Source organism: Desulfatiferula olefinivorans (assembly GCF_054657895.1).
The window spans coordinates 1-10,739 of the sequence record NZ_BAAHXV010000031.1 but is presented as its reverse complement, the minus strand read 5'-3'; the positions used below and the strand labels follow the sequence as shown (position 1 = coordinate 10,739).

The following is a 10,739-nucleotide window of genomic DNA, read 5'->3' as shown; positions in this document are numbered from 1 at the left end:
CCGGGGCACGCCTTCATTTTCGCTATGGGTATCGCTACCTCTTATTCCTGGTGTCGGACAGGAACGCGTCATAGACGGCCGCGGTCTTTTTCGGGTCTTCGAGCATGGGAAGGTGGCCGATGTTTTTGAGGATCGTCAGCCGGCTGCCCCCGATTTTTTCATGGAACACCGAGGCGTTGTCCACATGGAGGACCCGGTCATGGTCGCCCCAGACAATCAGGGTGGGAAGCGAAAGGTCCGAAAGCCTGTTTTCCATGGTGAGAATGTCGGCCTGCATGTCCGTGAAAATTTTTTCATCCTTGTCCTTCCGTGCAATTTTCTTTTCGGCCAGCACGTCGAAAATCGGTCCCGGAATATAGGGCTTTTTTTCCATGACCAGGTTCATCAGCCGTTTGAAATCCTCCTCGCTGGATACCACCAGGGGGTTCACGCCCTGCTTGACCATCTGAATGAATTCGCTTTCCGTCCTGAACACCCCGGCGCTGTCCAGAAGGGTCAGGGTTCGGACCGTGTCCGGATGATCCAGGGCCAGGCGGATGCCGATGGCCCCGCCCATGGAATTGCCGACCAGGTGCACCGTGTCCACGTTAAGGGCGGCCAAAAACTCGGCCAGCCACCGGGCCTGGTTTTCGATGGTGTAGGTATTGGACAGGTCGGAGGCGCTTTCCCCGTGCCCCGGCAGGTCCGGCACGAGAAACCGGTAACCCGCCGGCATCTTGTCACAGAGCCTGATCCAGTTGTCCTTGTCGCCGCCGAAGCCGTGGATCATCAGGATGACGTCCCGGTCTTTACCGTCATCCCCGTCCCCTGCATTGTCCAGATAAACCACGTCACCGATGGAGACGGCGGCTTTTTTCAGGGTAAGATCGGCCTGACTCCGCCCGCTGTCGATGGCCATGCGGTACATCGTGTATTTGGAACAGCCGGACAGCACAAGGGCCGTGACCATGACGGCCGCAACGGCCAGGTGTTTGAAACGGATCATGATTATTCTCCTTTTGCGTGAACGACGGCCTCCGGATGGTTGGGAAACGCCGTCTGGATAGGGGGCGGAACCGCACCGGACACCGGAAAATCCGGGCCCGGCGCGGCACGATCGTGTTCCAAGCTCTACAATCATTCCCGGGGTGGGTCAAGATTGACGGCGTCGTAAAACGTCCGATTTCTGCGTTGCGCGTCATCCCTCGTCACTGCGGCGTACCCTAAGTACGCCTCATTCCTCGGGATTCGCGGCGCCTTGAACTCGAACGTTTTTCTTTGCCGGCCGTTGATGACGTTTGACGAGTTCATCAAGATTGAAATGGCCGGCGTCCCGATGCGGGATCAGTCCTTGAGAATGCCCGCCAGGCGCTTGGCGTGTTTTTGTTTGTCGGCCATGTTCACCTGACGGGCGATCATGATCCGCTGGGCCTGGGGGGATCCGGCGCCATGCATGGATTCGGTCAGGTAGCCCACGGCGGCGGTGCCCAGGGTCAGGTTTTCGATGAGCCGAAGAATGCGCATGCGATTCTCCGTGGACACAGAGGCGTTGCCCTTGAAATATTTTTCAACCCATTTGCCGGTGACCGGCGAGCGGAAATCGGTCTCCGAGGGCAGGGTGACCATCAGGCCCCCGGCGACATCCTGGGCCAGACGGGCCATGTCGTAGGGAAACCGTGTGACGTTCTGCTTGCAGACATTGGCCAGAAGGGTGTTGACGCAATAGGTGCCGCAGGCCTCCCGGTGCCCTTCGGCGGCGCAGGCCAGGGAGCCGCAGAACAGGGTTTCGTTCAGATGGTTCATCTCGATGATTTTGTCTTTGATATGGGACGCCCGGTCGGCGCCGTTGTATTCGGCGACGGTCTGGGCCGCCCCGATCAGCACGTCGCCCACGCCCACCTTGCAGGCGTAGCTCTGGCGGTGATAGGAGGCGAAGGTCTCCACCAGCTTTCCGGCGAATTCGTATTCCTTGTACATAAACACCCGGTCCCAGGGGACGAACACATCCTCGAATACCACCAGGGCTTCGTGGCCGCCGAAGAAGCGGTTGCCCATATCCATGGTGCCCCCTTCGAGCTTACGGGTGTCGCAGGACTGGCGGCCCATGATGTAGGTGATGCCCGGTGCGTCGCTGGGCAGGGCAAAGGATACGGCGTAGTCCCGGTCTTCCTCGCGCATCGAAATGGTGGGCATGACGATGATTTCATGGGAGTTGACCGCCCCGGTCTGGTGGGCCTTGGCCCCCCGGACCACGATGCCGCCTGCTTTTTCCTCAACCACCCGGAGAAACATGTCCGGATCGGGCTGTTTGTGGGGCGGCAGACCCCGGTCGCCCTTGGGATCGGTCATGGCGCCGTCGCAGACCAGGTCCCGTTCCTGAACCATGATCAGATAGTCGACAAAACGCGTGTAGTATGATGTGCCGTGGGCCTGGTCGATGTCAAAGGTCACGATGGACAGGGCGTTTAAGGCGTCCATACCCACACAGCGCTGAAAGCAGCAGCCGGTGTGGGAACCGAGCAGACGGCCCATCTTGGTTTTTTTGACCAGATCGTCGGTGCTCTGATGGATGTGGGTGAAGCGGTTGATCCGTTTGCCGCTGAGGTGGCTGACGGCGGTCATGATGTCCCGGTACGCGGGATCGGCGGCCAGGGTGTAGGTGTAGGCCACGGCGTTCATCGAAGGCCGGATGATCGGATCGTCAACCACGTTTTCCACACGCTTTCCGAACATGTAAACCTGAAGGTCGAGCTTTCGCAAACTGTCTTCGTATTCTTTGGGGGTCATCATGGCTGACGTCTCCTTGGCGTTGGGGTAAAGGATCAGGGGCGATGGGATTTACCCGGCGTCCCACTGAGTAAGATTCGATTATAGAAAAGGCAAAAGCCGGCGTCAACCGTTTTTATCCCCGGCCGATCAAACGGGCCCCACGGTCCGTCAAATGCCTTTATTTTCGATACAAAACACGGTATAGTCGATCAAACAGCCGGCAGATCCGGATGAGACCCGTGGCGCATTGTGTGTCGAATACCGCTCAACGCGGATGATCGCGTAACGCAGATATCGGACGTTTTACGAAGCCGTCAACCCTTAACAGACGCACCGGTGATTTATGACCGATATATCCAGAAAAGACGCTATTCTTCAAGCCGCCGTGGCCTGTTTCAGGGAACACGGCCGAAAAACCACCATCGCCGAAATCGGCCGACGGGCCGGGGTGGCCGATTCGATCATCTACCATTACTTTAAAAACAAGGAGGATCTGCTGTTCCATGCGGCGGGCGAGCAGGTTAAGGCCATGGCGGCCGACCTTGCAGTCCATCTTTCGCGGTTTGACGCCCCCCTTGACCGATTCCGGGAATTTCTCCGGTTCCAGCTTCATTACCACGACACCCATCCCAACTACACCAACCTGACGATTTTCGAATGCCGGTCCAAGCTCTCCTTTTTCAGGCACGACGCCTTCCGGCATTTCAGGGCCTGGACCCGGGTGATGACGGGCATTTTGAACGACGGCACGGCCGACGGCGTCGTGCGCCCCGATCTGCCCCTGGCCCTTTTCCGGGACGCCGTGTTCGGGCTGCTCGACATGGCGTCCATCCAGAGCCTTGCCGACGGAGACGGGCATCCGGCCCATCGGGATGTGCCGGCCATGATGACCCTGGTCGCGCCCATGCTCGCGCCAACACCCGGCGGCAGGGAAACCCCCGACGACAAGGCCCGACGGATTCTCGACGCGGCCCGACACCTGTTCGCGGACAAGGGCTACGATCGCACCGCCACCGCCGATATCGCAAAACGAGCCGGCGTGGCCGAAGGAACCCTGTACGAGTATTTCAAAAACAAGGAGGATCTTCTGTTTTCATGCATCGGAGACCGGCTTTGCGCCCACGCCGCCCAGGTCCGGGACCTTGGGGCCCCCTCCGCCCGCGTGCTTCTGGAGCAGATGCTCCGGCATCATTTTCTTGGGGTTTTTTCCGAGCCGGACTTCATGAAACTTCTGGTATTCGAGGGTATGTTCAACAAGCGGTTTTACCGGTCCTCCGCCCAGGCGGCCTACCGGTCCTATGCCGCGGCCTTTGATCCGGTACTGGCCCGGGGACGGGACGAGGGCGTGATTCGTCCGGACATCGACAGCCGGATCTTCCGAAACCTGTTTCTGGGGCTGACGGGCCACATGACCCTGCGCTGGTCGTTCACCGAGAACCCTGTGCCCATCGACAAGGCCGCCGACATCCGTCAGGCCATCGACCTGCTGATGCGGGCCGTCTGTGTTCAGGCGTCCTGATCTTCACCCCAGGCCTTGCGGCTGAGCCGGATCTTCTTTTTCACCGCCCCCCAGGGTTTTTTCATAAGAAAGGATTCGCCCCAGCGGGCCGTCATCTGCTCGAACATGGCCATGGGCACGGTCAGGGTGATCTCGTCACCCTTGTAGAAGGGACGGGCCGAAATGTCCCAGCCCCCCAAAACGGCCCGATTTTCTCCCCGGGCTTCGAAATACATGGGCCAGGCCACCAGGCTGCCGCAGCCCGCGCTCCAGGGGGAGGCCACGCACAGGGGATCGCCGGTGACGAAGGTCGCCAGTTGATGCATCCCGCAGAGGACCTCGGGCCGCTCGAAAAAAATCACGAACCGGGGCGTTTCATCGTCGGCAAACTGATCGAGGGGCTTGAACACGCAGTAGGGTTTGGGGGCCGGAACCGGGTCCAGGTCCTCGAAGATCCGCCGCAGATGATCCGGCGAATCGCAATAGCATTCGCCCTCCATGCGGCCGGGAATGCCCGTGGACACATAATGGATGATGGCTTCGAGCTGGGGCTTGTTGAACCCCATCCAAAAGGCACAGCCCAGGCAGCCGAAGCGCTCGGCGGAAAAACAGGCAACGCCCCTGTTTTTTCTCGCCCGCCGGATGTGCCCGACGGCACAGGAAAAATGTCCGAACACCGCCTGAAAATCCACCTGTTGGTCGATTTCCATCTGTCGGGTGGGCAGCGTCATGGGTCCGGGTCCGTATGAGGATTCCGGCTCCCTGTCCGTAAAAAACATCCCCATGGGCACGTCGGAAAGCCCCGCCGTTTCCATAAAATCCGCCAGTGTTTCTCGCCATGATCGGTTCATGTCTGCCTCCTTGGTTATCGTTTCATTTTCTGCCCGTGGCCAGAAACAGGCTGTACCTGCGAACATCACCGGTTGCGGCTTTTTTTTCCACGATGTGGGCGGTTTCGATGGTGCAGTCGGAAAAGCCGGCAGTTTCGAGGGCCGTGATCATGGCGCCGCGGGTGAAGCCCAGGTGCGCAACGCCGGTCATGTCCTCGTGGAAGCTGCCGTCTTCGCGGTCCAGGTCCGAAACGGCCACCCGCCCGCCGGGGGCCAGGACGGCGTGGATTTTTTCGAGCACCGCGTCGATGCCGTTCATGTGATGAAAGGTCATGTTGCTGAAAACCAGATCGTAGGGACCGCCGGGGACGGGCTCGTGCTCCAGGTCCGCCAAGAGGGGACGGATGTTGTCAAGGCCCAGGCTTTGGCTTTTCGCCCTGAGCTGGGCCAGCATGTTGTCCGAGCTGTCCAGGGCCCGGACCGACCGGAGGAACGAGGCCAGCTGCACGGTAACAAGGCCGGTGCCGCAGCCGATTTCAAGGGCCTCCATGGAAGGGGTCGGCGCCAGGCGTTCGATCATTTTTTCGGATACGGCCCGGGCCATCAGAAGCCGTCTCGGGTTTTCATCCCAGGTGGCGGCGGCCCGATCGAAGCGGCTTTGTACAAAGGTCGGTTCCTTCTCGTTCATGGTAATCGGCTCCCTGTCGGATCAGTCAGCGGTAATGTTTGTAGTCCACCCCGTGGGCGGTGGCCTTGTAGGAAAATTTCCGGACCGTGGTTCCCAGAAGATCCGCCGCCGCCGTGATGTTGCCCCGGGTGTTTTTCAGGGCGTCGATGATCATTTCCTTTTCCAGGTTGGCCACGGCCTCCTCCAGAGTGGTGGCCGGGAGGGTGCCCGATTCGATGCCGGTCTGGAGGGTCGGCGGCAGGTGATAACTGTGGATCACACCTTCGTCGCAGAGCAAAACGGCCCGCTCGATGCAGTTTTCAAGCTCCCGCACGTTGCCCGGAAAGTGGTAAGCCATCAGCATGTCGATGCCCGGCGTGGAAATCCGCTTGATGTCCTTGTTGTTTTCGGCCGCGTATTTTTCGAGAAAGTAGTCGGCCAGAAGCAGGATGTCGGTCTTGCGCTCCCGAAGGGGCGGGAGGTAGATGGGAAAAACGTTGAGCCGGTAGTACAGGTCCCCCCGGAAGGTTTCCTCTTCCACGGCCTTTTCAAGGTTCTTGTTGGTGGCCGCCACGATGCGCACGTCGACCTTGATGGTCTTGTGCCCGCCCACCCGTTCGAACTCCCGTTCCTGAAGCACCCGAAGCAGCTTGACCTGGACATCGAGATCGATGGAGCCGATTTCGTCAAGAAAGATCGTCCCCTTGTGGGCCAGTTCGAACTTGCCGATTTTCTGGTTGATGGCCCCGGTGAACGAGCCCTTTTCATGACCGAAGAACTCGCTTTCGATCAGGTTGGCCGGCAGGGCCGCGCAGTTGACCTTGACAAACGGCTGTTTGGCCCGGAGGCTGTTGTAGTGAATGGAGCTGGCCACCAATTCCTTGCCCGTGCCGCTTTCGCCCCGGACCAGCACCGTGGCGTTGCTTTTGGACACGTGGGAGATCATCTGGTACACGTCCCGCATCTTGTTGCTGTTGCCGATGATGTTGGAAAAGCGGTACTTGTTTTCCAGCTCGGTTTTGAGGCGCAGGTTTTCTTCCCTGAGGCGGTCCTTTTCCTGATTGAGTTTTTCCAGGTTGATCACCTGGGTGGCGATCATGGTGGCCACCACCGACAGGATCTGGGTGGCCTTGGCCAGGGAGAATGCCGGATCGAACACCCGATCCACGGACAGAGCCCCGATCACCTGATTGCTTTTCTTGACGGGCACGCAGATAAAGGAATACTCGTTTTTATCCTGGCCCTTGCGTGTGGCGGTGCGGTTCAGGAACAAGGGCTCTTCGCTGATTTTCGGAATGGACACGGGATTGCCCGTTTCGATGACCGAGCCGGTGATGCCTTCGCCGACTTTGTACCGGCCTTTTTTGATGGCGCTCTGGGTCAGCCCCTGGCCCACTTCCACGTTGATTTCGTTGCGCAGGGGATTGAGGATGGTGACGGTCCCCCGCACCGTGTGCATGATGTCCGACAGGATATCAAGCACCTTGTACAGCGACTGTTTCAGGTCCTGCTGTTCGTTGAGTGCGATGCTGATGTCGTAAAACAGCTTGATTTCGTCGATTTTGTGCATGGTTAACCCCCGTCATGCCTGTCTCGAAGATGCGCCTTTGGCACCTTCCGCGATGCGTATTGACCTAACATGTATGGAAAGTCGGCCCACAAATCAACAAAAATGTTGTTTTTCCCCAAACAACAAATCCCATCATCGGTAAGTCCGAAAGTCCACCCCGTAGCGCTTGGCCTTGTAGGCGAATTTGCGGACCGTGGTCCCCAAAAGGTCGGCGGCGGTGGTGACGTTTCCCCGTGTGTTCTTCAGGGCGTCGATGATCATTTCCGTTTCCAGCCCGGCCACGGCCTCGTCCAGGGTCGCGGCCGGCAGGGTATCCGATTCAATGCCGGTCTGGAGGGTGGGCGGCAGATGATAGCTGTGGATCACGCCTTCGTCGCAGAGCAGAACGGCCCGCTCGATGCAGTTTTCAAGCTCCCGCACGTTGCCCGGAAAGTGGTAGGCCATCAGCATGTCGATGCCCGGCGTGGAAATCCGCTTGATGTCTTTGCCGTGCTCCCGGGCATATTTTTCCAGAAAGAAATCGGCCAAAAGGAGGATGTCGGTTTTGCGCTCCTTGAGGGGCGGCAGGTAGATGGGAAAAACGTTCAGACGATAGTACAGATCCCCCCGGAAGCTTTCATCCTCCACGGCCTTTTCAAGGTTCTTGTTGGTGGCCGCCACGATGCGCACGTCGACCTTGATGGTCTTGTGCCCGCCCACCCGTTCGAACTCCTTCTCCTGAAGTACCCGGAGCAGCTTGGACTGAACGTCCGGGCTGACGGATCCGATTTCGTCAAGAAAGATCGTCCCCTTGTGGGCCAGTTCGAATTTGCCGATTTTCTGGTTGACGGCCCCGGTGAACGAGCCCTTTTCATGGCCGAAAAATTCGCTTTCAATCAGATTGACGGGCAGGGCCGCACAATTGACCTTGATAAAAGGCTGTTTGGCCCGAAGGCTGTTGTAGTGAATCGAGGCGGCCACCAGCTCCTTGCCGGTGCCGCTTTCGCCACGGACCAGCACCGTGGCGTTGCTTTTGGACACATGGGCGATCATCTGATAAACGTCGCGCATCTTGTTGCTGTTGCCGATGAGGTTGGAAAAACGGTACCGGCTTTCCAGCTCGTGCTTGAGCCGTGAATTTTCCTCCCGGAGCCGTTCCTTTTCCAAGCCGATCCGCTCGAGGTGGATCACCTGGGTGGCGATCATGGTGGCCACCACCGACAGAACAGCTATCCCGTCTTTCATGGAAAAATCGGGGTCGTAGACGCGATCGGCCGACAGGGCTCCGATCACCTGGTTCCCGTTTTTCACCGGGACGCAAAAAAACGAATGCTCCGTCCCGTCACCCCGCTTGCGTGACTTGGTGCGGTCAAGAAAACGGGGTTCCTCACTGATCCGGGGAACAGCCAGGGGCAGACCCTGTTCGATGACGCTCCCGGTCACTCCCTCCCCGACCTTGTACTTGCCCTTCTCCACGGCACCGGCCGACAGCCCGTGGGCCACCTCGATGCTGATTTCGTTGCGCAGGGCGTTCAGGATGGTGACGGTGCCCCGGACCATGCCCAGATCCCGGTCAAGAATATCCAGAACCGTCAGAAGCGAGGACTTGAGATCCCGATGCTCGTTCAAGGCGGTGCTGATATCGTAAAACAATCTGACTTCGTCGATTTTTTTCATTGAAACATTCTACCGTCTGTTACATCATGGACACAAAATCGATAAAATTTCATCAAGCCAACACATTTATGCAAGAATACTACAAATGGCAACATAAATGTAATTAAAATTCATTTTGTGCCGTTTTTATGTGCCGGCAGCCCCGGGCCGGCGTGCGGCGACAAGCCGTTTCACCGTCGGCCCCGATCCGCCGGCCGGGGTGAATGTTACGCCGGTCCCGTCGGTTGAAACAACTTTTACATCCATCCACATACTTTGTTTACACCCGCTTGATATACCGTGGATCAATCCGGAAGCGACGGTCCGGACGGGGCATGGGGCCCCGGATGATCCGGACCGAATGATAACGGTTTGGCACACAAGGAGAACGTCGCGTGAAACGATGGATACGACCCCTGTTGCCGGCGGTCCTCGGACTGATGATCCTGGGATGCGCCGGCAAAACCAACAAGGAGAACGGCATGAACGATCAAAGGGTATTTGAACGCCTCGGCGGATTGACGGTAAAAACCATGGACGGGCAGGACATCGTGATGACCTCGCTGTGGGCCGAGCGCCGCGTGGCGCTGGTCTTTTTGCGGCATTACGGCTGAATGTTCGCCCGGCAGCAGGCTGCTGCCCTGATGAACATCCTGGATGACCTGAACGCCGAAGGCGTGACGCTGGTGGGGATCGGCACCGGAACCCCGGAACAGGCGCGGGAATTTGTGGAACAATTCAATTTCACCGGCGAAATGTACGTGGATCCCGAACGCAAGACCTATGAGGCCTTCGACCTGGAATCCGGTTTTTTCAAAACCCTGGGACCCGCCTCGATCAGCCGGGGATTTGCGGTCATGAAGCAGGGCTTTCACCAAGGCCGGTCGGCCGGAGCCCTCTGGCAGCAGGGGGGCCTGTTCGTCATCGGGCCGGGGAACCACATTCTCTTCGCCCACCGGGACCCCAAGGCCGGGTACCACGCCGACCCCGACGAGGTCGTGGGTGTCTGCCGTCTGTCAAACACCCACGAATGATGTCCGATCCAACTAAAAAGGGTCCGTGCGCCGCGCACGGACCCTTTTGATGTTCAGGTGGCTGGGGGACAGGGATTCGAACCCCGATAGGCAGAATCAGAATCTGCAGTCCTACCCTTAGACGATCCCCCAGCATGTCAAGCTGATCCGACCCTTTTATAAAAAAATTCCATCCCCGTCAAGAGGATTTATCAGACGTTTTTCCGGGATGAACTCGCATTTCAACGATACGGAAAAAAACGTCATAACGAACGGAACGTAAAGGAAAACGAGGCGGACGCCCTGGCCCGGGACGCCATGATTCCGACTGACCAATGGAAAGACGTTTATTCAAAACTCGCTGTGAATGTTACAAAAAACCAGGATGCTTTTATTTCTCAGATCTGCCACCGCTTTTTCGTCAATATCAATCTTACCTGACGCGGCAATAAACTTGTTCTTGGTTTTGGATTTCACATTTTTTTCGGGGATTTCAAGAAGAATGATCTCTACATTTTTTCCCATGAATTTTTTCAATTGCGGGATATGAATCGTATCAGAATTTATTCGTTTTCTAATTTTAATGGCTTCCATGTCACACGCTCCGGTTTATCAAAGTTGCAGGACGATTCATGGTACCAGATTGATAGGTGTAAAAAAAGGAATCTGGTTATGCACTTGGTTCCAGTGACTCTTCAACTGCGTAATCAATGCCATTAACTTAAACATATTATCGTTGTCCAGTTGATGGGCAAAGCAAAGCGTGCCCATCATGGTC

At 57.7% G+C, this 10,739-nt stretch carries 9 protein-coding genes and 1 tRNA gene; 2 read left to right on the top strand and 8 right to left on the bottom strand.

The genetic code is table 11. The annotated features are described in order from the left end of the window. Positions 1 to 34: 34 nt before the first annotated feature. Both ACYQ11_RS17410 and ACYQ11_RS17405 read right to left on the bottom strand, forming a co-directional pair. On the bottom strand, positions 35 to 985 hold the full coding sequence (locus ACYQ11_RS17410; RefSeq protein ID WP_459925085.1) for an alpha/beta fold hydrolase: 951 nt from the start codon (positions 983 to 985) through the stop codon (positions 35 to 37). Positions 986 to 1,323: 338 nt separating this feature from the next. Continuing rightward, positions 1,324 to 2,769 carry a 4-hydroxyphenylacetate 3-hydroxylase family protein gene (locus ACYQ11_RS17405; protein WP_459925084.1) on the bottom strand — a complete coding sequence of 482 codons (1,446 nt, stop codon included), beginning with the start codon at positions 2,767 to 2,769 and terminating at the stop codon, positions 1,324 to 1,326. A 322-nt stretch (positions 2,770 to 3,091) separates the two neighbouring features. Between ACYQ11_RS17405 and ACYQ11_RS17400 the strand changes: the two genes are divergently transcribed. After that, entirely contained in the window at positions 3,092 to 4,267 is a 1,176-nt protein-coding gene (locus tag ACYQ11_RS17400) for a TetR/AcrR family transcriptional regulator (RefSeq protein ID WP_459925083.1), read from the top strand. On the opposite strand, the gene ACYQ11_RS17395 is transcribed toward ACYQ11_RS17400, so the two are convergent. The 4 genes from ACYQ11_RS17395 to ACYQ11_RS17380 all read right to left on the bottom strand — a co-directional run bounded on the left by ACYQ11_RS17395 (position 4,255) and on the right by ACYQ11_RS17380 (position 8,969). Further along, the gene (locus tag ACYQ11_RS17395; RefSeq protein ID WP_459925082.1) at positions 4,255 to 5,097 is read right to left on the bottom strand and encodes a DUF169 domain-containing protein; all 843 of its coding nucleotides are present in this window, start codon (positions 5,095 to 5,097) and stop codon (positions 4,255 to 4,257) included. The two genes, ACYQ11_RS17400 and ACYQ11_RS17395, sit on opposite strands and share 13 nt — an antisense overlap. A 22-nt stretch (positions 5,098 to 5,119) precedes the next feature. After that, positions 5,120 to 5,764, bottom strand: coding sequence for a class I SAM-dependent methyltransferase (locus tag ACYQ11_RS17390; protein ID WP_459925081.1), 645 nt, complete (start codon positions 5,762 to 5,764; stop codon positions 5,120 to 5,122). 25 nt (positions 5,765 to 5,789) lie between these two features. Continuing rightward, complete coding sequence (locus tag ACYQ11_RS17385) at positions 5,790 to 7,313, bottom strand: sigma-54 interaction domain-containing protein (RefSeq protein ID WP_459925080.1); 1,524 nt, start codon at positions 7,311 to 7,313, stop codon at positions 5,790 to 5,792. A 132-nt stretch (positions 7,314 to 7,445) separates the two neighbouring features. Then, entirely contained in the window at positions 7,446 to 8,969 is a 1,524-nt protein-coding gene (locus tag ACYQ11_RS17380; protein ID WP_459925079.1) for a sigma-54-dependent Fis family transcriptional regulator, read from the bottom strand. 461 nt (positions 8,970 to 9,430) lie between these two features. Here ACYQ11_RS17380 and ACYQ11_RS17375 point away from each other — a divergent pair, with 461 nt between their 5' ends. Next, positions 9,431 to 9,982: a peroxiredoxin-like family protein gene (locus ACYQ11_RS17375; protein WP_487247217.1), complete on the top strand. Its 552-nt coding sequence runs from the start codon at positions 9,431 to 9,433 to the stop codon at positions 9,980 to 9,982. A gap of 58 nt (positions 9,983 to 10,040) precedes the next feature. Here ACYQ11_RS17375 and ACYQ11_RS17370 read toward each other — a convergent pair. Together ACYQ11_RS17370 and ACYQ11_RS17365 are read right to left on the bottom strand one after the other, a co-directional pair. Continuing rightward, positions 10,041 to 10,114: transfer RNA gene (locus ACYQ11_RS17370), tRNA-Gln, on the bottom strand. A 198-nt stretch (positions 10,115 to 10,312) separates the two neighbouring features. Beyond that, the gene (locus ACYQ11_RS17365) at positions 10,313 to 10,555 is read right to left on the bottom strand and encodes a hypothetical protein (protein ID WP_459925078.1); all 243 of its coding nucleotides are present in this window, start codon (positions 10,553 to 10,555) and stop codon (positions 10,313 to 10,315) included. Positions 10,556 to 10,739: the final 184 nt, after the last annotated feature.

Bases quoted from the DNA above. Each gene is read 5' to 3' on its own strand.
- ACYQ11_RS17365 (WP_459925078.1), bottom strand. From the start codon at position 10,555: ATGGAAGCCATTAAAATTAGAAAACGAATAAATTCTGATACGATTCAT.
- ACYQ11_RS17405 (WP_459925084.1), bottom strand. From the start codon at position 2,769: ATGATGACCCCCAAAGAATACGAAGACAGTTTGCGAAAGCTCGACCTT.
- ACYQ11_RS17400 (WP_459925083.1), top strand. From the start codon at position 3,092: ATGACCGATATATCCAGAAAAGACGCTATTCTTCAAGCCGCCGTGGCC.
- ACYQ11_RS17410 (WP_459925085.1), bottom strand. From the start codon at position 985: ATGATCCGTTTCAAACACCTGGCCGTTGCGGCCGTCATGGTCACGGCC.
- ACYQ11_RS17380 (WP_459925079.1), bottom strand. From the start codon at position 8,969: ATGAAAAAAATCGACGAAGTCAGATTGTTTTACGATATCAGCACCGCC.
- ACYQ11_RS17390 (WP_459925081.1), bottom strand. From the start codon at position 5,764: ATGAACGAGAAGGAACCGACCTTTGTACAAAGCCGCTTCGATCGGGCC.
- ACYQ11_RS17385 (WP_459925080.1), bottom strand. From the start codon at position 7,313: ATGCACAAAATCGACGAAATCAAGCTGTTTTACGACATCAGCATCGCA.
- ACYQ11_RS17395 (WP_459925082.1), bottom strand. From the start codon at position 5,097: ATGAACCGATCATGGCGAGAAACACTGGCGGATTTTATGGAAACGGCG.